Below are 20469 nucleotides of genomic sequence, written 5' to 3' on the forward strand. Positions count from 1 at the left end.
TAAGGAAACGTGGAATTGAAGAAAATGGAGTCGATACCTTTACATTATCAATTAACAAACACTCTGCGCGATGCTATTAGAGACGGTATCTGGAATCTGGGAGATGCTTTTCCCACCGACAAGGATTTAATGGTAAAGTATGGCGTTAGCAGTACAACCGTAAGGCGCTCCGTGGGTCAACTGGTTCAGGAAGGACTGCTCGAGCGCAAAGCGGGTAAAGGAACATTTGTCAAGAATAAACCTGTAGAAGAAACGCTGGGGCTATTGACGGGTTTCTTTCAAGAAATGATCGGCCGTGGGTTCTCACCGAGTGCCGAGTTAATCAATCTTTGTCCCGTCGAAATAACCGCTAAAGAATTGGAAAGAGTCCCCGAGTTATCTGTCTTTAACAATCAAAAGATGTTTCTGATCGAAAAGGTACAGAAACTAAATAATGAGCCCATTGCCTATTTGCAAAGCTATTGGCCTTATGAATATGGCTCTCGGATGGCTGCTTTTGACTTAACTAAAATTGGCTTGTACGATATCGCGGCTAAGGAATTGGGGATGGTTTTAACTAAGGCGGAGCAAACGATCGGTGCGGGGATTGCCCATAAAAAAGTAGCACAGTATCTGGGAGTTAAAATTGGTTTTCCGATTCTTACCATGAATCGTATTGCCTATTGTGGCGAACAGCCTGTAGAGCTCTCATTCAACTCGTACCGGGCAGATAGATACAAGTATAAGGTCTTACTTCAGCAGCACACGAGTAGAAACATAGAAGGTCTTTTCCTATAAATGTAAATGGTGAATAACCCTTGGTTAAATGATCGTCTAATTTTGATTAGATCAGGATATAACACTTATTGCCTGCTCTTTCCTCACAATCATCCCTGTTGCTGCACGTGCCATACGGTGTTGATGAGGATCGAGCAGTAGTCTAATTCAACTTTAAACCAAATAGACAGAGTTGTCTTCGGGGGAGGTGATTGTGGGTTTCCTATGCGTTCTTTGCGACAAAGTAATTCCGTAGTGAACCCCACTTGGTGAAAACGATCACATATAAATAACCTTGGGGGATTCTGCGCTGATTTGCAGCGCAGAAGGATCTGGAAGGGAAGATATTGGAACTACATCAGCAAAGAAGCTGTATATAAAAGTTGGTAAAAAGATGTGACTAATTATCGAAATGTTTAGAATTGGGGAAACGAAGTGATAAACTCGGGATCGGAAGGAGTTTAGAGTATGTTAATGAAAAAGTTACTCAGCTTGCCCTTGATATGCTCGCTATTAGTTTTCGGCACTGTTGCTTGCGGTACAAGCAATACCACTTCCGCTTCAGGTCAAAGTGATAGTCAACCTGTAACCATTTCGTTTGTGAACTGGGCCACTGCTGAAGAATCAACCAAACAAATGACCCTGGATACTATCGCCGAATTCGAGAAACAAAATCCGAATATCAAAGTCAAAAACGTGCCTATTCCTGTCAGCGATATTTTAAATCAGTTAACGATTATGAACAGTGCTGGCAATGCCCCGGATATTGCCCAAGTTGATAATGCTTCAGTGATTAGTTTAGCTTCCATGGGAGCTTTGTCGCCAACCGACAATTTACTGTCGCAGCAATTCCTGTCTGACATGGATAAAGCTTCTTACGAATTGGGTGTACTGAACAGTCAGCACTATGCCGTTCCCTGGGCGGGACAACCGATGGGTTTATGGTATAACAAAAAGCTGATGCAAGATGCGGGCTTGGATCCCAATAACCCGCCCAAGACTATGGATGAATTGAACAAAGACATGGACATTGCTAAGCAAAAATTGCCCAAAAGTGTTGTAATGCTGCAGGTTGATACAACAATACGTACTATTGGCCTGGAGCAGGAATGGCCGCTGATGGAGTCTTTCGGGGCGATCAAGGACGGCAAGGTCAATGCCGGTCAGATGGGCCCCTATGCCGAATGGCTGCGGGGAATTATTCAAAAAGGGTATACCTTGCCCGGGAAAAAATTTGGTGAATTCAGGCCTCTGGCCGCTCAAAACAACCTGCTGTTCGGGATAGATGAACCATGCTTTAAAGGAATTGTCCAAAGTATGAACAAAAGTTTAACGGATGATGCCTTTAATCAAACATGGGCAGTCACAAAATTGCCCGACGGTACCAGCAAATCACAATGTATTCCTGGAAACCATAATCTAGTCATTTTTAAAGCTTCGAAAAGTCAGGCAGCGGTTGCCAAATTTGCTGAGTTTTTAGCAGGGAGTGACTTTGCTCTTAAAAATTATGTGCTTCCTACAGGATACGTACCGGTAGTTAAGAGTGCCAGTCAGCGCTTCCCGCAACAATTTACCGACCCCTCGCTTAAAAGTTTTGCCGAAACAGTGGCCCCCACTGAAGTTCGTGCTCCCTGGGGTCCGGACTATAGTAAATATGCCACGGATGTCATGACAAGTATGCAAGAAGTCATTACCACAACCAAACCGATTCCGGATATTCTTAATACCTTACAAACTAAGCTCCAGAACTATAAGTAATTGGATGAACAATTTGGGTCAATACGGCAAGTGGGTTCAACCCACTTGCCACCGAACTTTAAAAACAAGAAGAATGGAAGGCGTAAGATATGTCAAAAAGTAGTTCAAAGGTTGGCCTGGTTTTTTTTGTTAGACCCCAGTTTGATGTGAATTTGGCTAAGGATTTTTTTCACAACGCCCAATCAGCTCTGGAACGGGCGGGTATTGCTACGGAAGTTTTTGAACAGCCCATTGCCGTGGGGGCCGAAGCCTTATCCTTGGCTGAATCGATCAATAACCGTCCGGATTTACATGCTTTAATTATTGTTCAGGGAACCTTCTGTGATGCTTCTTTAATCCTGAATCTAGCCGGTAACGTCAAATTGCCTCTTCTGATCTGGGCGACCAAGGAAGAACCTACCGGTGAAAGGCTGCGCCTTAATTCCTTCTGCGGCCTCAATTTAGGGGCCCATGCGCTGGTGAATGCCGGTATTAAATTCAAAGGTGTTTATGGCAGCCCCGATTCCCCTTCGACTGTGAAGAAGGTAGCGGCCTTTGCGCGGGCCGCCGGAGCAATCAAGTGGCTGAGAGGAAAACGTATAGGGCTGTTTGGGCACCGGCCTTCAGGTTACTATCCCTCTAATTTCAATGAAATATTGCTGCTTCAGCAATTCGGAATTTCGGTTGAGTACGTATCCCTCAATGAAGTATTTTCTCTGGCCCTAGAGATTCAAATCGAGGATATCCAACACGCTATCGCCGGTTTAGGCGGGACGGAAAACTTGGAAATGAACGCGACCAGGAAATCAGTTCAGGCCTATTTGGCGCTCAAAGAAATAGTTTCCCGAAAGGCCCTTGATGCGGTCGCTGTAGAATGCTGGCCGGAATTTATGGCGAACTTTGGCGGAGCCGTATGTTATGCCCTCAGTCGTCTGAATGATGAAGGGATTGTGGCTGCCTGTGAGGCAGATGTTAATGCGGCGGTGACAATGCTTATAGGGTCTTACATGTCTTCTCAAGCTAATTTTATTGCTGATTTAGTCGGTGCCGAGGAAGAACAGAACCAATTAATCTTTTGGCATTGCGGCAATGGGCCACGCTCCCTGATTGCGCCGGATACAATCCCGCTGGCAGGTGTCCACCCGAACCGGAAGATTCCTTTAGCCCTGTATTTCCCCTTAAAAGGCGGTCAGGTGACAATAAGCCGTTTAAGCAGTGATCGTAACGGAGATTTGCGGCTTTTGCTTGGATTGGGTATGGGTATCGAGACCAAACTTCTCTATAGCGGCAATAGTTTGCCTGTTCAGATTTCCGGCTCAGTGCAGCAAACCTTGGACACTATTTTGTACGAAGGTGTTGAACATCATTACATTGTCACTTACGGTGATTTCACTTGTGAATTCAGAGAGCTGGCTGAACTTCTTAATTTACGAATGATTAATTTCTAACGGAGGCTTAAAATGTCTAAAAAGCGAGAAGAAATTGCTCTTAAGGAACAGCGGCTGTTAAGTCTGATAGAAGAAAATAAGCTTGAAGGTATTTGTCTCTCCCGAGCGGCTAATTTTGCCTGGTTGACGGCCGGGGGCAACAACAGGGTTGTTTGGAGTCAGGAAACAGGAGCTGCCGCCTTGGTGCTTATTGAGAACCGGAAGTTCCTTGTTGCTCCCAAAAATGAAATTGAGAGGTTGATGCAGGAGCAGGCCGCCGATACAGGTTTTGAGCCTTGGACTTATGAATGGTATGAAGACCGGCAGAAGGCAATCGAAAGGCTGGTCGGGAACAAAAAGATTGGTTCGGATATTCCTCTGGGCAATTGGCCGGTGATCGAGCCCGAGCTTAAAAGGCTCCGCTTCAGCCTGACCGTTCATGAGGTGGAGCGGGCTGAGAAACTGGCGGCGGTCTGTTCGGATGCGTTGTCTGCCGTCTGCCTGGCAATTGTTCCCGGCTGCTCGGAATGGAACATTCAGGCCGAATTGTCAAGCCGGCTGCTCAATCAAGGAGTGCGTGCCAATGTGCTCTTGGTGGGAGCGGATGAGCGAACAAAATTCCGGCATCCGGTGCCTTCGATAAATAACGTTAATAAGTACGTTATTGTCGGCTTGGTTGGCGAAGAAGGCGGCTTGCACATAGCTCTGACGAGATCGGTCTATTTCGGCAGGATTCCGGAGGTTCTGCGGCAGAATTACGAGAGCTGTTTAGCAGTGGAAAAGTCTTTTTGGGAGAATAGTGTTATGGGAGCGGCCAGTAAGCAGGTCTTTGATCAGGGCATCAGGACTTACGCGGATTTGGGGTATCGGGAGGAATGGAAGCGTCATCACCAGGGCGGCGCCATTGGGTATGCACCGCGCGAGTATCGGGCAGGGGAAGGAAAGCCGGAGATCATTCAAGCGAATCAAATGCTGGCCTGGAATCCTACGGTTGAAAATACCAAGTGCGAGGATACATGCCTGGTTACTCCAAGCGGACTAAAGCTGTTAACGACGGTACCCATCACCTGGCCGACTACAACGATGAACGTGAACAACAAGAATTTTCAGCGCCCTCTCATCCTTGAAAAGTAGAAATTTGCCTGTGTTTAAATATTGCAATATTGCAATATTTAGGAAAAGCAGATTGTCTGTGCGCGAAAGAAGTGATTACCTAATTTGTATTTGTTATGCAATAAGTTCTAGGTCAAATTGATTAACCCAAACCTTCTGACCAAATTTTAAATTGAAGACTAACTTGGGAGGGAAAATAATTGGCAGGAGTTAAATTGCAAGGTGTTTCTAAGGTTTACGGTACTACAACGGCGGTATACCCGACTGATCTGGAAATTGAAAACGGAGAATTTCTGATCCTTGTAGGACCTTCCGGGTGCGGAAAAACGACAACGTTGCGGATGATTTGCGGGCTGGAGATGCCGTCCGAGGGAAACATTTTTATCGGGGATCGCAATGTTACCAAGCTTGAACCTAAGGATCGGGATATAGCCATGGTTTTTCAGAGCTATGCTTTATATCCCCACAAGAATGTATACGACAACATGGCTTTCGGCTTGCGCATCAGAAAAAGGCCCAAACAGGAGATTGACGCCGCAGTTAGAGAGACCGCTGAGATGCTGGGCATATCAAAGTACCTTCATCGTTTCCCTAAAGAATTATCCGGGGGGCAGCGGCAAAGAGTTGCTTTAGGGCGGGCTATTGTCAGGCATCCTCAGGTATTTCTAATGGATGAGCCTCTAAGTAATCTTGATGCCAAGCTTCGTGTTCAGACTAGAGCGGAACTCATTAAACTTCATCAAAACCTTAGAGCTACGGTTATTTACGTAACTCATGACCAAATTGAAGCGATGACTATGGGATCACGCCTTGTGGTGATGAAGGAAGGATTAGTCCAGCAAGTCGGCTCTCCCAAGGAAATCTATGGTTATCCAGTCAACAAATTTGTTGCTGGTTTTGTCGGGTCTCCCCCGATGAATTTTGTCACGGGTGAAGTGGAAGTAGACAGGAATAAACTTTATTTTAAAGCGCCGGATTTTGCCATTGCTTTTCCTCTTCCCAAGGTAACGGCATCTCTCGATAAATCTGTGGTCATCCTGGGGCTTCGGCCGGAAGGTTTTGCCCGAGCCGATTCAAATGAAACAAAGAATGTCATTTCTTGTGAGGTCGAGGTTGTGGAGCATATCGGAGCCGAAGTAATTATTCATGCCCGGCTGAAGGCCGGAGAGGAAATTGTCATCAAGCAAAACGGGTTTGAAGAAGCGCCAGAGGCAGGGTCCATTGTCAAAGTAAAGCCGTTCCAGGGGAATATTCACTTGTTTGATGCCCAAAGCGAACAGAGGGTCATCACATCGACAGTAATTTATGGTGAAATACATTAGATAGAAAAGCATCTGCGGACAAGCATAGGAGGGGAGCTGCAATGGCGAATTGGCCGGAAAGCCAGGACAAACCCCGAGGAATAGGAAGGATACGGATACCACTTCATGTGAAATTGATCTTTCCCGCGGTTTTTGTCCTTGGAATTGTAATACTTTATCCTTTGATTAGTTCTTTAGTACTGTCGGTGTTTCATTATGAGTTAACCAGGCCGGATCAGACGAAGCTGAGTGTTCTTGAAAACTACACCAAGATGATCCATGATGACGTATTTTGGTTGTCTCTGAAAAATACCATCATCTTTACGGGTGTTTCGGTTGTTATCAGCCTGATTGTCGGCTTAATTGGAGCAATAACTATTGATCAGCTGCCGCAACGCTTGGCTGGGGTAAGAGGAGTAATATTGGTTCCCTGGCTTATCCCTGGCGTTATAGTGGGCTTTTTGTTTATGTTGATTTTTGACGTTCAAGTTGGACCGGTCAATATGATCTTAGAGCATCTTGGAATTATTAAAGAATTCTTACCCTGGTTGATGGACGATAAGTTAGCCAATATTGCCGTAATAGTCGCAAATATTTGGAATCAGATTCCGTTTTATATTTTGATGTTTACGGCCGGCATCAAGGCAATTCCGGCGGAAATTAAAGAAGCCGTTATTGTAGAAGGGGCGGGCCGCTGGGAAGAATTCCTTCATATAACATTGCCGCACCTCCGCGGAATTCTTATCATCACCAGCTTATTGATGATCATCCGCAACTTTAATAACTTTCCCCTTATTTACACCATGACCGGCGGTGGTCCGGTTTACTCAACGACAACCTTTGTTATCTATATTTATCGCCTGGCTTTTGAACAGTTCAATATTGGTTATGCCTCGGCGGTTGGTGTTGTCTGGTGTTTAGTGTTATTAGTGCTTTCCAGCCTTTATGTAAAAATGCTCTCTAAGCAGGATTCCTTGTAATCACACGATAATAACCTAAGAGGGGGTTAAAGAATGTTTCGACGGCGCTTTTCAACGGGCTGGGCAATATTTGTCTGGGCCTCAGTGGCCATTCTCTTGGTTTGGTCTCTATTCCCAATCTTTTGGATGGTATCGACTTCTTTGAAAACGGACCTGGATGTCTTTAAGAATCCTCCGGAAATATGGCCAATGCATCCGACCATGCAGAATTATATTGGTCTGACTTCAGGTATCAACCCAATTCCCCAGTTCTTCTTTAATAGTTTTTTTACTGCTTTATTAACGGTTGTTTTGACGATTGTCTTGGCTACCTTTGCAGGGTATGCTTTATCCCGGCTGAAATTCCGCTTTCGCGATCAAATACTTATTAGTGTACTAGTAACTCAAATGTTTCCTTTAGTTGTCATGCTTGCCCCGCTTTATCTTCTTTATGTGAAAGCTCATTTATTAAACACCTACTTTGGCATGGTCATCGCTTTCACTTCCTTTGCCCTGCCTTTTGGAATCTGGATGATTAAAGGATTTATTGATTCTGTGCCGGTAGAAGTTGAACAAGCAGCCATGGTTGACGGATGCAGCCGTATGCAGGCAATGCGGATTGTTGTCTTGCCCCTGATAACCCCCGGAATTGTGGCGACAGGTATTTTTGCTTTCCTCGATGCTTGGAATAACCTACTCTTTCCCTTAACCCTTACCAATGAGATTACCATGAAGACTCTGCCTGCTGGGATGGTGCTGGCCTTCGCCGGCCAATTTAAAAGTGACTGGGGCGGGATGATGGCGGCCTCTTTCATAACCACTCTACCGGTACTGGTTATTTTCATTCTTTTACAACGCTATCTTGTTGAAGGACTAACCGGGGGCGCAGTAAAGGGCTAGTATGAAGGATAAAGGCGGTCATTAAGCTATGAAAATTGGGATGATCAATGGTATTCTCTCTGCTGCTTTCATCGGAATCCTGCTCAGCCTGACTAAGATTTGTATTGTTAACTTGCCGGTTGTCTTCTTTAGTATGGTCCTGTTTGGCGGAACACATTTTATTTTTCTTGTAGTGTTGTTAATACGGCATAAGGGCGGATTGATTTGGGCGGCGGGTAGACGATATCCTGAACTGTATTTGGTAGGTTTGCTGGCTTCCGCTCTGAATCTGATGCAGAACTGGGGGTTAAAGCTTAGTTCACCGGCTAATGTCGCCATTCTGCTCCGGGGGGATTTGTTCTTTAGTCTTATCATCGGATATGTTATCTGGAAGCAGAAATTGTGTCGTCTGGAGTGGGCCGGGATGGGAGCCATGCTTGTCGGTGTCAGCTTGGTTCTGCAAATCTCTTGGAGTCGAGTCAACTTTGGTTCTATGGGTGACTTTTTAATCCTTGGCGGCGCCCTTTTGTTAGCGGTTAATGCTGAGATTATCAAACATAGGCTTGGCGAAGTCGAGGGTATTTTGGTGGCTTATTATAATTCCGGGATGTGCTTTGCCGTTTTCCTCTGCGGGACTGCTTGGACGGGAGCGTTTAGAGCCTTGCCGGAAGTCAACAGGGAAACTTGGTTGTTGGTGTTGACAAGTATTTTTCTGCAGGTGGTTCAGTATCTGGCCTATTATCGCTCTATAAAGGGGCTGCCAACCTGGCTGGTTCGAGTTGTTCATCTGTTTACTCCGGTTGTTGCTATCGTCACCAGCTCTTGGTGGCTGCACGAAACCATTAGTTTTGTTCAAATTGGAGGAATGTTGCTTGTAGGCAGTGGAATTGCGCTTATTTGCCGGGTTCATGCCCAAAAGTCTCTCGCGGGCTTATTAACCTAAGACCAAAAACAGATCGGACTAGGCAATATTTTTGGAGGTGACTATTTTTAGTGAAAGCAAATGTAGCTATTGTTCAGGCCGGTGGTCCCACCTCTGTGCTGAATTCAAGCCTGGCTGGTTTTGTGGAGGCTGCAACTTCTTCAAACCACTATAATCAGGTTGTGGGTTTTTGCAACGGGTTTGAAGGTTTGATTAAGAATCGGGTGATGCATTTAGAGGGACTTGGTGAAGCTCAATTAAGGGCGCTTAAATCTCAACCCGGGGCGGTTTTGGGAGCGGGGCGATACCCGCTGACTCCCTCAGGGTTGTCAACGATACGCAGCAATCTGCAGCTGCGAGGTATTAGTCAGTTAGTTTTAGTCGGCGGCAACGGGACGATGTGGGCTGCTGATCAAGTTGCAGCCGCTTGTCCGGATGTTCAAGTGGTCGGAATCCCTAAAACAGTGGATAACGATCTCTGGGGAACAGATCATTCTCCAGGCTATCTGAGTGCCGCCAAATTTATTGGGGAGGCCGTTAGGTCGTTAGCTCTGGATCTCTGGGCAATGCGTAATTTCGAACGTGTACGGGTTGTTGAAGTAATGGGGCGGAATGTTGGCTGGTTAGCCGCAGCTGCGAGCCTGGCACAAAATTCTTTGCCAGATTACCCGCCATTCCATTTTTATCTGCCGGAGAATTCCTTTGATTTAGAGAACTTTTTCATTAGAGTAAATGAACATTTGCATAATTACTCCTGCCTGTTGGTGATTGTCAGTGAAGGACTTCGCTCGGCATCCGGAAACCCAATTGCCGAATTTGAGATAGGCGGGAGCAAGGTGCCGGGTGGGGCTGCTCAGTTGTTATCTTCCGAGTTGCGCAGTCGGGGAATCCCTTCCCGAAGCGAGGTCTTAGGTATTCTGCAGCGGGCTAATACTTGGGCCTTGTGTGAGCGTGACCGCCAAGAAGCCATAAGTCTGGGAAAACAGGCTGTCAAAGTCTTAAATCAGGGTAAAAGCAAGGTCATGCTGGGTTTGCCTTCAGACCCTGTCGATTCTGCTGAGGATCCGAAGGTACAATTGGTTGAGTTAAAAAGTATTGCGGGGCTGGAGCGCCCCGTCGACTCTCGTTATTTGACGGAGAGCGGAATTGATCCCTCTTTTACGGCCTGGTTGCAGAATAAAATGGGAGAACCTCTGGCAGAAGCCGCCAGCGCCCGTCAGGTATGGTCGATTGCGGCGGCACAGTTGTAATTCATGAGCGGTGGAACTGGGAAAGTTCCCGCAAGGGACCGATAAAGCCGGTAGCATAGAATGAAGCTTTGTCACTTCCGCTCAGGGATACAATCACTAGGCATTCTTTTTTTGCAGCCTGAAGAAGAATTCAAATGTATTTATCAGATTATTGTTGGCTAAAAAAACAGGGAGGAATTAGTGTGAAAAAACATGTTCGGAATGTGTTGCTGGAAGCGCGTGAAAAACGTCACGGGCTGGCAGCATTTACTGTTCAAAATGCCGAAATGATCAAAACGGTTCTCAAGGTATCCAAGGAACTAACTGATCCGGTGCTCTTGATGCTTGGCCAAAAGCCCCTTCAGCATCTCGACATGGAAGTCCTGATCAACATTGCCAGAACGTATGAAGATCTTTATGAGATTCCGGTTTATCTCCATCTTGATCACAGCCGGAACTTGGATCAAATCCAAAAGGCTGTTAATTTAGGGTTTGATTCCGTGATGTATGATGGCTCTCACTTATCGTGGGAAGAGAATATTGCCAATACAAAAAAAGTTGTCGCTATGGCTCAAGCAAAAGATGTGGCCGTAGAAGCAGAAATAGGAAAGATTGCCGGTGTAGAGGATGACGTTCAAGTTCGTGAGAACGAAGCGTATTTGACAACACCGGAAGAAGCAAAAGAATTTGCGGAGTTGACAGGAGCTGATTGGTTAGCGGTGTCCATTGGCACAGCCCATGGTTGGTATCGTGAGACTCCAAAGCTTGATTATCCGCGTATTGAGGCTATCCGGAAAGCTGGCAGGATACCGTTGGTTATGCATGGCGGCTCTGGCCTGCCGGATGGTGCTGTCAGGCAGGCAATTAAAGCAGGGATGACAAAAATAAATGTTGATACGGAGCTGCGCCGGGCCTTTATGAGCGGGGTGTCAAGCTCACTGTCTTCAAATCAGGTACTGGAAGATTTGGTAGGCCATTTTAAAGTTGGTGAGGAGAAATTAGCTCAGACTGTTCGGGAAAAGCTTAAGTTATTTGGAACCAAAGAGCATTGAGAGGTGATAAAAAGAGAAGGAAATCTATAAGAAGGGATTGGGAGGAAATGAAGCAACAACGTTATTCTTCTGAAATGGACGAAGTTTTTTGTAAAGCTCTCTTGGTTGCTTCAGGGGTTCTTGAGGCCGGTTCATAGTGCTTTTTATACTCGGCTCCGGCCTTTTGCAGTAAGAGATGAAAAAATAAGACCTGAACAAGTGTTAATGATTCAGGATCTGCATATACATGTAACCTAATCCATATCAGGAAGGTTACGAATGAAGAAACAAAGTTTGCTTAAAGGAGCCTTCGTTCTCACGTTGGCCTCTTTTATAACCAGAATATTAGTTCTGGTAAATTCGATGGTTCAGGCAAGAGTTCTTGGTTCCGAAGGCATCGGTCTAAAAATGATGGTGATGCCGTTAATGGGGTTGCTGGTCACTCTGACAACGGTGGGGCTTCCCGTCGCTATATCCAGGCTGGTGGCGGAAGCGGATGCCCAGGGAAACGGAGCAAAGGTTAAAAAGATACTTATCGTCTCCTCAACCATTACCGGAAGTTTGAGTGTTGCGGTAGTTGCCTTGGCTATTTTCTGCGGCAACGCTTTTTCCGCTTATTTTTTAACGGATCAGCGTTCTTATTATTCCTTTATGGCCTTAATTCCGATTGTTCCCATTGTTGCTGTCTCCGGAATTCTCAAAGGTTATTTCCGGGGAATGCAAACGATGAATCCGCTTGCTTTATCCCAAGTGATTGAGCAAACCGTACGCATCAGCGCTACTTATCTCCTGGTCCGCTGGTTGATTCCCCTCGGGATTGAATATGCGGCGGCAGGCGCTGTTTTCAGCACCGTGCTTGGAGAAGCCGTCTCCCTGTCCTATTTAATAGCAGCCTTTAAATTATCCCACCACAGGAAATTTCATGTTCCCAATTCTCTTTGGAGGAAGGTATCCAAAGGCAAGGTTATCTTCTTTGAATTATTGCAGACAGCCCTTCCTACCATGGGCAATGGATTGATTTTTTCTCTTTCCAAGGCTGTTCAGCCAATGATTATCACCAAAAGCTTAGCTCTGGCAGGTCTTAGTTCCGCTGTGATTGCCAAAGATTATGGTATGTTAACGGGTTTTGTCATGCCCTTGTTGTTTTTTCCCGGTTTTATTAATCAATCCCTGGGGGTTACTCTGGTTCCGGCTATAAGCGAAGCGAGTGCCAAGGATAATGTTCGCTTAATTCACCGCAGAATATTTCAAGCGCTGTGCGTTGCTCTCAGCATTGGCGTGCCAAGTACCATGCTCTTATACCTATTTGCCCCTGAATTAATGACAGTGATCTATAAATCCCCTCAAGCCGCTCCACTTTTGAAATTCATTGCTCCGTTCTTTTTGCTGCATTATTTCCAAACTCCTCTCCAATCCGCTCTAATAGGATTAGGACGGGCGAAAACGGCAATGTTCAATAATATGATTGCCAAAGGCGCCACTCTTGTTTTTATTTATCCTTTGGCAGCTCATTTCGGGTTGGGGATCTATGGAGTCATGTTAGCCTTAAGTATAGGAGTTATTCTGGAAACGCTCTTGCATGTTTTCGCCGTTTATAAGCTGATTGGATTATATTTTCATTACGCGGAGATCGTCAAGATACTCTTGGCAGGGATAATCATGGGGTATGGCGGCAAACTGATCGTTACTTACCTGAATTATACTGACTTGCAATTAGGGTTGACAACGATTCTGGCGATTATCTTTTCCGTGCTTATTTACCTCCTTATCTTGGTTTATTTCCGGGTAATCCGCCGTGCAGACATCGGAAAAATCCCTTTCATCGGCAGAATACTGGTTCTCTTATTTCCTGTAAGAAGATAATTTGACAGGGGTTGCACAATTTTCCCACCTGTGCTAAGTTTAAGAGGAGCACAAACTGAATAGAACGGGAGCTTAAAAAAATTAGGCTGAGAGGGTGGTTAGAGTTACCGCCGACCGAACCTGATCTGGATAATGCCAGCGGAGGAAAAACATTGAGGTCTTAGGAACCGCGCATGGCTATGCGTGGTTTTTGTAATTTCCCCCCCAAAATGACAAGTGTTTCAAAGGTTGGAGGCATCCATCACTTATGCTTGTTATGATTATCCGTCTCAGACACTTCAGTCTGTTTGCTGAAAAAATTAGCGGAATTGAAAAGGAGGAGTTAAAGTATGGCAAAAATCATGATGGCATTTCAAGTGCTGCCCAAAGTTGAGGATTCGCGGCTGTTTGAAGTGGTGGACGAAGCTATCGCAGTCGTGGCCGCCAGCGGTGTAACCTATGAAGTGGGGCCGATGGAAACGACAATGGAAGGTGAACCCGACCAATTGTGGGCTATTATCCGCGAGGCTCAGGATGCCTGCATCAAAGCCGGGGCTTCCCGCGTGTTGACGTATATAAAGATGGATTACAATCCCGGCAAAACAACCATTGAAGAAAAGATTAAAAAGTACCGGGAGAAATAAGGAGATGCCAGTAAGGACGGAGCGCTTCCCTAAGAAATGGCGGGATAATTTTCCGGCAGTTACCTTTCTCTTGGTTTGCCTTGTGGTGTGGCAGATTGCCGTCGACTTTTTTCAGGTTCCCTTATGGCTTTTTCCTTCTCCCGCAGCCATAGCCAAGGCTTTTTGGCACACAAGAGCCCTGATTTGGGCGCATGCCCTGACTACCATTTTAGAAACAACCGCGGGGTTTATGCTTGCAATAATCCTGAGTTTGGCGGCGGGAGTGGTTATGGTCCTTTCTCCGCTGGCGAAGCGTTTGTTCTATCCGCTGCTTATCGTGTCCCAGACTATACCGCTGATTGCCGTAGCTCCGCTTTTGATCCTATGGCTGGGATACGGCCTGCTGCCCAAGATCGTTACAGTGATCTTAGTCTGTTTTTTCCCGGTGACCGTGAGTTTAATAGAGGGATTGGAACTCAGCGATGGTGACTTGCTCAATCTTCTTAAGAGTATGGGGGCAACTCCTTGGCAAATTTTATACATGATTCGCTGGCCGAACGCCCTGCCGTCTTTCTTTGCCGGCTTGAAGATTGCCGCAACTTACAGTGTCATGGGAGCGGTAATTGGAGAATGGCTTGGCGCCAGCTCCGGGCTGGGGGTTTATTTAACACGTTCTTCCCATTCATTCCGGACAGATCAAGTATTTGCCGCCATTTTTGCGATCACGGTTCTCAGTCTGGGCTATTTTCTCTTGATTGCGGGTCTTAGGCGCCTGGCTCTGCCCTGGCTGAATACCGGACAAAAGTAAATTGAAAAGGCTGTTCGAACTATTTGATAAGTATTTTGAAGAAGGAGTTTGGAATATGTTTAATTTATTAACGAAAAAAACCATACATACAAGGAGAGAGCAGACCGGGCTTGGCAAAAGAATCTTGAGTGGCGCCCTTGTGGCAAGTTTAGGCCTTCTTCTTTTTCTGAGCGGTTGTTCAGGCACCCAGAATTCCACGTCATCGACTCAGGCGACAGCGCCGGCTCAGCCCGACAAAGTGACGCTTATGTTGGATTGGACACCCAATACGAATCATACGGGTCTTTATGTGGCCCAAGATAAAGGATACTTCAGCAAGGCGGGGTTGGATGTCGAGATTGTTCCGCCTTCAAGCCAGGGTACGGTTGAACAATTGGTGGCCGCCGGTAAAGCGGATTTGGGAATCAGCGCGCAAGAACAGGTAACAGATGCCCGCGTACAGGGATTACCGTTAGTTTCCATCGCCACGATATTGCAGCACAACACCTCTGGTTTTGCTTCGCTGGCAAGCAAGAATATTCACACAGCCAAAGATTTTGCAGGCAAGACTTACGGCGGCTGGGGTCTGCCGTCAGAAACAGCGACAATCAAGGCACTCATGGAAAAAGAGCAGGCGGATTTTAATAAAGTTAAAATGACGAACATTGGGGACGCTGATCCTATAGCCAGCATGTCCAAAGGTTCAATCGATCTTACCTGGATTTTCTACGGCTGGGAAGGGATTCAAGCCGAACTGGCCGGGACTCCTCTCAATATGATCTGGTTAAAAGATGTCAATCCGGCTTTAGACGATTACACTCCGGTAATAATAACCAGTGAAAAAATGATTCAGGAAAAAGCGGATGTTCTTCGCCGCTTCACTCAGGCCGTCAGTGAGGGATACGCATATGCTGTTAAAAACCCGGATGACGCCGCCAATATCCTCATCAAGAATGCTCCTGAAGCTGACCCGCAGCTTATTAAAAAGAGCCAGGCCTGGATCAGCCCTCAGTATCAGGCAGATGCTTCGCAATGGGGCGTTCAGAAAGCTTCCGTCTGGCATGACTATGCTCAATGGATGTTTGATCATAAGCTGCTGGATAAAATGATCGATACCGACAAAGCCTTTACCAACAGCTTCTTGCCCAAGGATTAAGATCATGACACTGGTACTAAAGGATTTGTCTCTGTCTTATAAAGGAAAGGGGACAGCGGCAATGGCGGTATTGACGAATCTCAATTTAGAGGTGGAAACGGGAACTTTTGTCACGTTTATTGGTCCCTCCGGCTGCGGCAAGAGTTCAATTTGCAATTTGATAGCCGGGGTGGAAAAACCACTCCAGGGGGATATTCTGCTCGATGGACGCTCAATTCTTGGTTTGCCGGGCAAAGTTGGCTATATGCCGCAAAAGGATTTACTTTTGCCTTGGCGCACTTTGCTGGACAATGTAGTTTTGGGCAATGATATCCGTCGCGTGGACAAACGCGAGTCCAGAGAGACGGCCCGTCACTGGCTTGAACGTTTTGGCCTGGGAAAATTTGCGGAGTATTACCCCCACCAATTGTCCGGGGGTATGCGGCAAAGAGCGGCGCTTTTGCGTACGTTTCTGTTTGGCCGGAACACTTTAATTTTAGATGAACCTTTTGGAGCGCTGGATGCTTTAACCCGGAGAGAAATGCAGGAATGGCTTCTCAAGGTCTGGAGCCAAAGCCGCCCTACGGTTGTCTTTATTACCCATGATATTGAAGAAGCTATTCTCTTATCGGACGAAGTAGTTGTACTAAGCCAGCGCCCCGCCCGCATCTTAAAGAAAATCCCTATTCCCTTTGCCAGGCCGCGTGACCCGGACATTCTTCTGGCCAGTGAAGCGATTTCGCTTAAAAAGCAATTGCTGGATTTGCTCATTTTCCCAGCGTAAACCAAAGTATATAATGCGGTAATCTGCAAGTTTTTTTGAAGTTAGTGAAGCGGCAAAAGTTCTGCTAAAATAGTCCTAATGATATTAGGAAAGCGGGAGTAGGTAAATGTTTGAGGCGATTAAAAACTACCTTCCTTACAATGAGCAGGAGGCCAAGGATAAAGAAATCTTTCTTTACTGTATCGGGGCATTTCAAGATGTCTTAACGAGAAGCAACGAGGTCGCCCATATTACAAGTTCGGCCTTTACAGTGAACAAGACTAAGGATAAAGTGCTTATGATTCACCATAATATTTATAATTCCTGGTCCTGGGTCGGCGGGCATGCCGACGGAGAAGAGGACCTATTGGCGGTTGCCCTGAAAGAACTAAAAGAAGAGACGGGAGTAAAAAGTATTCGTCCGGTATCGGAGGATGTTTTTTCTCTGGATGTGTTAACGGTTTTTGGACATAGAAAAAGAGGGCGCTATGTAGCCCCCCATTTGCATCTATCGGTTGCCTATTTAATTGAAGCGGATGAACGCGATTTGCTTAGAGCTAAAGAAGATGAGAACAGTGGAGTCCAATGGATTCCTATGGAGGAAATCAAGGTTTACAGCACTGAGCTTCATATGCATAAACTCTATGAGAAATTGATATCGAAAATTCGTCAGCTTCCCAAGCAGGCCCCTGCTACCGGGCTATGAATTGAGTGTTTGACCGGCGCCTTTATAGGTTGCCGTGATTATTTGCCGTCCGGCTGCTTCATGTAATTTGACATCCTCAAAATCAGCCCCGGTCAGCCAATCCGTATATTGTTCCAAGGTCCAGGTGCCGCCGTTGGCGGTATTAAGCAGCATATTTACGCCAAAAACCGCCGCAAAGGAATTCGTCCCGCGCACCATATCGATGATGGCGATGCGCCCGCCGGGGACCAGCGCCTTCCCGACTTTGCGGAACAATTCCCGGTTTTCTGCCTCGCCGAAAATGTGGCAGATGTTCCCCAGATGTGCCAGATCAAAGGGGTCGGGGGGTAAACTCCGGTTAAAATCTCCGGGGATTAAAGTGATTCCCGCCTTATCGGCCTTTGCTTGCATCAGCTTCACTACCGGAGGAAGATCCAGCACAGTCACTTTAGCGCCTAGAGCAGTAAAAGCACTTCCATAAATCAAAGGCCCGCCGCCAATATCCAATACCCGGGTTCCCTTGACACTATCCCCAAGCAGAAACTCGGCGATGATCGGAGCACCTTTTTCTGCCCCATGCCTCATGCCTTCCATAAAATAGCGGGTGTTTTCCGGGTCCTGGTCCCGTGTCAGCTGGCCGTTGCTTAAAACTTCAGGAAGCTGAACCCAGGACCGTATCAAATTATAGCGGTGCATAAAAGCGAAGCCTAAATAATTAGGCGCCTGGGGATCGTAAATCATTTTTTGCGTTTCTTCCGAGAGAACCACCGTATCTCCTTGTCTGGTTACGTAACCAAGATCGGCCAAAGCTTCGAGTACTACCCAAACAGCCCGGGGGTTTAGATTTAGTTCTTTGGCTAGAGCCGAGGAGGTTGTGTTTCGGCGCAAAGCCTCGACCATTCCGGTTTTGACTGCTGCGCCTAGGATTAAGAGTTCCTGGGGTAATGCCATAAGTTTATTCTCCGCCATGGATACCACCTCTTCCTGCTTTTTCCTATAGTTTACCAAGTCTAGCGGTTATTGACTAGGAAAAAGCACTGCGATTAAGGCAATTATGGATTATTGCCGGTTATGGATGGCAGCATCACCTTTGCCGGAGGGAGCAAATACTATTTAATAAAAAAACCGGAGCTCTTACTGCGGCCCCGGCTTTTTTATTTATGCTACTTGTTACCGTAATGGCTGCGGCATTGAGCTATTTCTACTTGTCCGCCTTTAATGCGATATACCAGCCGGTTTGTTTCGTCAATCCTCCGGCTCCAAAAACCTTCAAGATTGCCGAACAGGGTTTCCGGCTTCCCTATACCGTTATTACCATTGCGGTCGATGTCCTGTATTAGCTGGTTAATCCGCTTCAACGTCTTTTTGTCCTGCGTTTGCCTATAAAGGTAATCTTCCCATGCTTCATCGGTCCATACCTTATTCATCGTCCGTCCCTATCAACTCGTGCACCGTACCTTTACCGGCTTCAAGCTGGGTGATAGACTTCATTAACCGCGCTTGGTTTGCTTCGCTGTAAAACGGGTCGGCAGTGATTTCAAAAGGGATTTTCCCTTGACGGACAACCGCCTTTGTAAAGATAGTAAATGCTGTGGTCATATTTAAGCCCATATCCTCGAAAAGTATTTCCGCTTGCTTTTTTAGGTTTTCATCTATGCGAATAGTAATGCTTGTCGTTGCCATAGTATCTCCCCCTTTATGCACTAACATCGTACATATATTCACTTACAATGTCAATACATGGTATGTATAATCTGCGAATATTATACTCTGGGGTAAATATTTTTTCTGCATTGTAGCCGTTGCGTGAATTCCCTGTGTTGTTGCGTTTCAATCTCTGCTGTATGAACCGGCTAAGCCTGTCCCGCCTCGTACAGCTTACCCATAAATAAAATCGTTCCTGTTTCATCATCGGCGATGACGAACACAAACGGCCGGTCGGCGATGAAAGCCGGCATTTGGGCCGGGGCCTCCGCCTGCTTTATTTCCACTGAAGTTGCTGCCGCCGCCTCACTGCCCTCTTCGTTAACTTCAATGACCGCCTTGTGAAGCACCCGGCTGATGTAAATATTAGCGCCGATCCCGGAAAAGTTGGCTTTCTGCGTAAAGGCTTCCCCCATCCCCAGGGCGCTCAGGCTGCTGTTTAAATTCTTGATCCCGTATTCCAGCTTAAAACGCGGCAATTGCAGCCTGACTTCCTCCCGCTCCGCGATACTGTTCCTGATCGCTTGCCAGCGGTTGGCATCCAGCGAGGCGATAAAATCATTAATATTTGCGGTTTTTCCCGGCAGGATGCAATACATAGCCGCCTTGCCGCTTCCGTAGGGCAGCCGGACAGCCTGAAAATCAGCTCCCTGCCCGTATTCGACTTTCCCCGTTCTGCTCATCATCATGACATCGTTCGTGCCGCCGTTCCCCGTCTTGAATTGGGTCGGAAAGGTAGCCTGCGGATTAAATTGCTCGGACCAATCTCCCTTGAAATAGATAGCATTGATGAGGTACATGATCACATCGGACGGTATCGGGGCGTCCACCATCTTGTCAATCTTTTTATGAGTGGCGTCAGAGATCCATTGGTTGATTTGAGCGGCTGCGTTATTTTTACTAAAGTCCAAGGGGGTCACCGCGGCCTGAAAAATATCCTTGTTGGCCGTTAAAAAATTCGGCTTGATATTCTCTCCTTCTCTTACCCAGACTGAATTGCTGATATTCAGCTCGACCTTGTCGTCCAAGGTTTTTAAATAGGGGAGCAGGTTTTTGTAGCTGTCGCTGAGTTTTTCATTGGCAATTCCGGTATACCCTAAAGCCTCGGCCATAGCTTCTTTCGTTGACGTGGCGGCCCCCTGGTAGGTCATCGTCAGGGCAGTCGATACGCTTAAGGGCGATATGAAAATATTCCGTTTCCCGTCTTCCTTGTCCAACTGCTTGAAAAGAGCGAAGGCGAAGCGCGTATTTCCCGCTATAACGTCCTTGCTGATTTGATTTTTGGCGAAGCTATCCGCTCCGGCGGCATTCATGTTCTTAGGTATAGGGCTATTTTGGCCGGATTGAGCAGTCTGAGCCGAACACCCTGCCAGCAGGCTTGCTGCTAATGTGCAGCAAAGCAGCAGGGGAAACCGTTTTTTCATGCGGTCATCTCCTCAAAGGTTAATGTTTTTCTTCAAATAATGACGTTAAAAAAAGGGCCGTTCTGACGCTGTTCAGGCCGCCAGCCGTTTTTTTTAATAGGAAGGAATTAGGGAAATACTGAAAGGAGCGAGTATAATTAGGAGAATATGAG

20 protein-coding genes are annotated in these 20469 nt (G+C 46.5%); 16 read left to right on the forward strand and 4 right to left on the reverse strand.

Annotated features, from left to right (window positions below; translation table 11 throughout):
• Positions 1 to 9 precede the first annotated feature (9 nt).
• The 16 genes from REC12_RS16875 (at position 10) to REC12_RS16950 (ending at position 17210) form a co-directional block, all read left to right on the forward strand.
• Complete coding sequence (locus REC12_RS16875; protein WP_308896486.1) at positions 10 to 777, forward strand: GntR family transcriptional regulator; 768 nt, start codon at positions 10 to 12, stop codon at positions 775 to 777.
• A gap of 447 nt (positions 778 to 1224) precedes the next feature.
• On the forward strand, positions 1225 to 2514 hold the full coding sequence (locus REC12_RS16880; protein WP_308896488.1) for an ABC transporter substrate-binding protein: 1290 nt from the start codon (positions 1225 to 1227) through the stop codon (positions 2512 to 2514).
• Between the two features lie 89 nt (positions 2515 to 2603).
• Positions 2604 to 3941, forward strand: a complete 1338-nt coding sequence (locus REC12_RS16885; protein ID WP_308896489.1) for an L-fucose/L-arabinose isomerase family protein — start codon at positions 2604 to 2606, stop codon at positions 3939 to 3941.
• Between the two features lie 12 nt (positions 3942 to 3953).
• Positions 3954 to 5054 carry a M24 family metallopeptidase gene (locus REC12_RS16890; RefSeq protein WP_308896491.1) on the forward strand — a complete coding sequence of 367 codons (1101 nt, stop codon included), beginning with the start codon at positions 3954 to 3956 and terminating at the stop codon, positions 5052 to 5054.
• A gap of 179 nt (positions 5055 to 5233) precedes the next feature.
• On the forward strand, positions 5234 to 6355 hold the full coding sequence (locus tag REC12_RS16895; protein ID WP_308896493.1) for an ABC transporter ATP-binding protein: 1122 nt from the start codon (positions 5234 to 5236) through the stop codon (positions 6353 to 6355).
• 41 nt (positions 6356 to 6396) lie between these two features.
• On the forward strand, positions 6397 to 7314 hold the full coding sequence (locus REC12_RS16900; RefSeq protein WP_308896494.1) for a carbohydrate ABC transporter permease: 918 nt from the start codon (positions 6397 to 6399) through the stop codon (positions 7312 to 7314).
• A 33-nt stretch (positions 7315 to 7347) separates the two neighbouring features.
• A complete protein-coding gene (locus REC12_RS16905) occupies positions 7348 to 8193 on the forward strand; it encodes a carbohydrate ABC transporter permease (protein ID WP_308896497.1) in 846 nt (281 codons plus the stop codon).
• Between the two features lie 28 nt (positions 8194 to 8221).
• On the forward strand, positions 8222 to 9115 hold the full coding sequence (locus REC12_RS16910; protein ID WP_308896498.1) for a DMT family transporter: 894 nt from the start codon (positions 8222 to 8224) through the stop codon (positions 9113 to 9115).
• Positions 9116 to 9165: 50 nt separating this feature from the next.
• Complete coding sequence (locus REC12_RS16915) at positions 9166 to 10344, forward strand: diphosphate--fructose-6-phosphate 1-phosphotransferase (protein ID WP_308896500.1); 1179 nt, start codon at positions 9166 to 9168, stop codon at positions 10342 to 10344.
• A gap of 182 nt (positions 10345 to 10526) precedes the next feature.
• On the forward strand, positions 10527 to 11375 hold the full coding sequence (locus REC12_RS16920) for a class II fructose-bisphosphate aldolase (protein WP_308896502.1): 849 nt from the start codon (positions 10527 to 10529) through the stop codon (positions 11373 to 11375).
• Positions 11376 to 11633: 258 nt separating this feature from the next.
• Complete coding sequence (spoVB, locus tag REC12_RS16925; protein WP_308896503.1) at positions 11634 to 13217, forward strand: stage V sporulation protein B; 1584 nt, start codon at positions 11634 to 11636, stop codon at positions 13215 to 13217.
• A gap of 329 nt (positions 13218 to 13546) precedes the next feature.
• On the forward strand, positions 13547 to 13840 hold the full coding sequence (locus tag REC12_RS16930) for a thiamine-binding protein (RefSeq protein WP_308896505.1): 294 nt from the start codon (positions 13547 to 13549) through the stop codon (positions 13838 to 13840).
• 4 nt (positions 13841 to 13844) lie between these two features.
• A complete protein-coding gene (locus REC12_RS16935) occupies positions 13845 to 14627 on the forward strand; it encodes an ABC transporter permease (RefSeq protein ID WP_308896507.1) in 783 nt (260 codons plus the stop codon).
• Between the two features lie 55 nt (positions 14628 to 14682).
• Complete coding sequence (locus REC12_RS16940) at positions 14683 to 15762, forward strand: ABC transporter substrate-binding protein (RefSeq protein WP_308896509.1); 1080 nt, start codon at positions 14683 to 14685, stop codon at positions 15760 to 15762.
• A 4-nt stretch (positions 15763 to 15766) separates the two neighbouring features.
• Positions 15767 to 16525 (forward strand): ABC transporter ATP-binding protein, encoded by a 759-nt coding sequence (locus REC12_RS16945; protein ID WP_308896510.1) that lies wholly within the window; start codon positions 15767 to 15769, stop codon positions 16523 to 16525.
• Between the two features lie 106 nt (positions 16526 to 16631).
• A complete protein-coding gene (locus REC12_RS16950; protein WP_308896512.1) occupies positions 16632 to 17210 on the forward strand; it encodes an NUDIX hydrolase in 579 nt (192 codons plus the stop codon).
• On the opposite strand, the gene REC12_RS16955 is transcribed toward REC12_RS16950, so the two are convergent.
• The 4 genes from REC12_RS16955 to REC12_RS16970 all read right to left on the reverse strand — a co-directional run bounded on the left by REC12_RS16955 (position 17205) and on the right by REC12_RS16970 (position 20317).
• Entirely contained in the window at positions 17205 to 18158 is a 954-nt protein-coding gene (locus REC12_RS16955) for an SAM-dependent methyltransferase (RefSeq protein WP_308896513.1), read from the reverse strand. The two genes, REC12_RS16950 and REC12_RS16955, sit on opposite strands and share 6 nt — an antisense overlap.
• A gap of 194 nt (positions 18159 to 18352) precedes the next feature.
• On the reverse strand, positions 18353 to 18616 hold the full coding sequence (locus REC12_RS16960) for a Txe/YoeB family addiction module toxin (RefSeq protein WP_308896515.1): 264 nt from the start codon (positions 18614 to 18616) through the stop codon (positions 18353 to 18355).
• A complete protein-coding gene (locus REC12_RS16965) occupies positions 18609 to 18872 on the reverse strand; it encodes a type II toxin-antitoxin system RelB/DinJ family antitoxin (RefSeq protein ID WP_308896516.1) in 264 nt (87 codons plus the stop codon). Before REC12_RS16965 ends, REC12_RS16960 begins: the two co-directional genes overlap by 8 nt.
• 170 nt (positions 18873 to 19042) lie before the next feature.
• On the reverse strand, positions 19043 to 20317 hold the full coding sequence (locus REC12_RS16970; protein WP_308896518.1) for a serpin family protein: 1275 nt from the start codon (positions 20315 to 20317) through the stop codon (positions 19043 to 19045).
• Positions 20318 to 20469 lie beyond the last annotated feature (152 nt).

It is taken from the genome of Candidatus Desulfosporosinus nitrosoreducens, from assembly GCF_030954495.1.
Taxonomy (GTDB): domain Bacteria; phylum Bacillota; class Desulfitobacteriia; order Desulfitobacteriales; family Desulfitobacteriaceae; genus Desulfosporosinus; species Desulfosporosinus nitrosoreducens.

What these genes read in the sequence shown, in the direction of transcription:
- REC12_RS16880 (WP_308896488.1), top strand. Translation starts at nt 1,225, where the DNA reads ATGTTAATGAAAAAGTTACTCAGCTTGCCCTTGATATGCTCGCTATTA.
- REC12_RS16885 (WP_308896489.1), top strand. Translation starts at nt 2,604, where the DNA reads ATGTCAAAAAGTAGTTCAAAGGTTGGCCTGGTTTTTTTTGTTAGACCC.
- REC12_RS16890 (WP_308896491.1), top strand. Translation starts at nt 3,954, where the DNA reads ATGTCTAAAAAGCGAGAAGAAATTGCTCTTAAGGAACAGCGGCTGTTA.
- REC12_RS16900 (WP_308896494.1), top strand. Translation starts at nt 6,397, where the DNA reads ATGGCGAATTGGCCGGAAAGCCAGGACAAACCCCGAGGAATAGGAAGG.
- REC12_RS16905 (WP_308896497.1), top strand. Translation starts at nt 7,348, where the DNA reads ATGTTTCGACGGCGCTTTTCAACGGGCTGGGCAATATTTGTCTGGGCC.
- REC12_RS16910 (WP_308896498.1), top strand. Translation starts at nt 8,222, where the DNA reads ATGAAAATTGGGATGATCAATGGTATTCTCTCTGCTGCTTTCATCGGA.
- spoVB (WP_308896503.1), top strand. Translation starts at nt 11,634, where the DNA reads ATGAAGAAACAAAGTTTGCTTAAAGGAGCCTTCGTTCTCACGTTGGCC.
- REC12_RS16930 (WP_308896505.1), top strand. Translation starts at nt 13,547, where the DNA reads ATGGCAAAAATCATGATGGCATTTCAAGTGCTGCCCAAAGTTGAGGAT.
- REC12_RS16935 (WP_308896507.1), top strand. Translation starts at nt 13,845, where the DNA reads ATGCCAGTAAGGACGGAGCGCTTCCCTAAGAAATGGCGGGATAATTTT.
- REC12_RS16940 (WP_308896509.1), top strand. Translation starts at nt 14,683, where the DNA reads ATGTTTAATTTATTAACGAAAAAAACCATACATACAAGGAGAGAGCAG.
- REC12_RS16945 (WP_308896510.1), top strand. Translation starts at nt 15,767, where the DNA reads ATGACACTGGTACTAAAGGATTTGTCTCTGTCTTATAAAGGAAAGGGG.
- REC12_RS16950 (WP_308896512.1), top strand. Translation starts at nt 16,632, where the DNA reads ATGTTTGAGGCGATTAAAAACTACCTTCCTTACAATGAGCAGGAGGCC.
- REC12_RS16955 (WP_308896513.1), bottom strand. Translation starts at nt 18,158, where the DNA reads ATGGCGGAGAATAAACTTATGGCATTACCCCAGGAACTCTTAATCCTA.
- REC12_RS16960 (WP_308896515.1), bottom strand. Translation starts at nt 18,616, where the DNA reads ATGAATAAGGTATGGACCGATGAAGCATGGGAAGATTACCTTTATAGG.
- REC12_RS16965 (WP_308896516.1), bottom strand. Translation starts at nt 18,872, where the DNA reads ATGGCAACGACAAGCATTACTATTCGCATAGATGAAAACCTAAAAAAG.
- REC12_RS16970 (WP_308896518.1), bottom strand. Translation starts at nt 20,317, where the DNA reads ATGAAAAAACGGTTTCCCCTGCTGCTTTGCTGCACATTAGCAGCAAGC.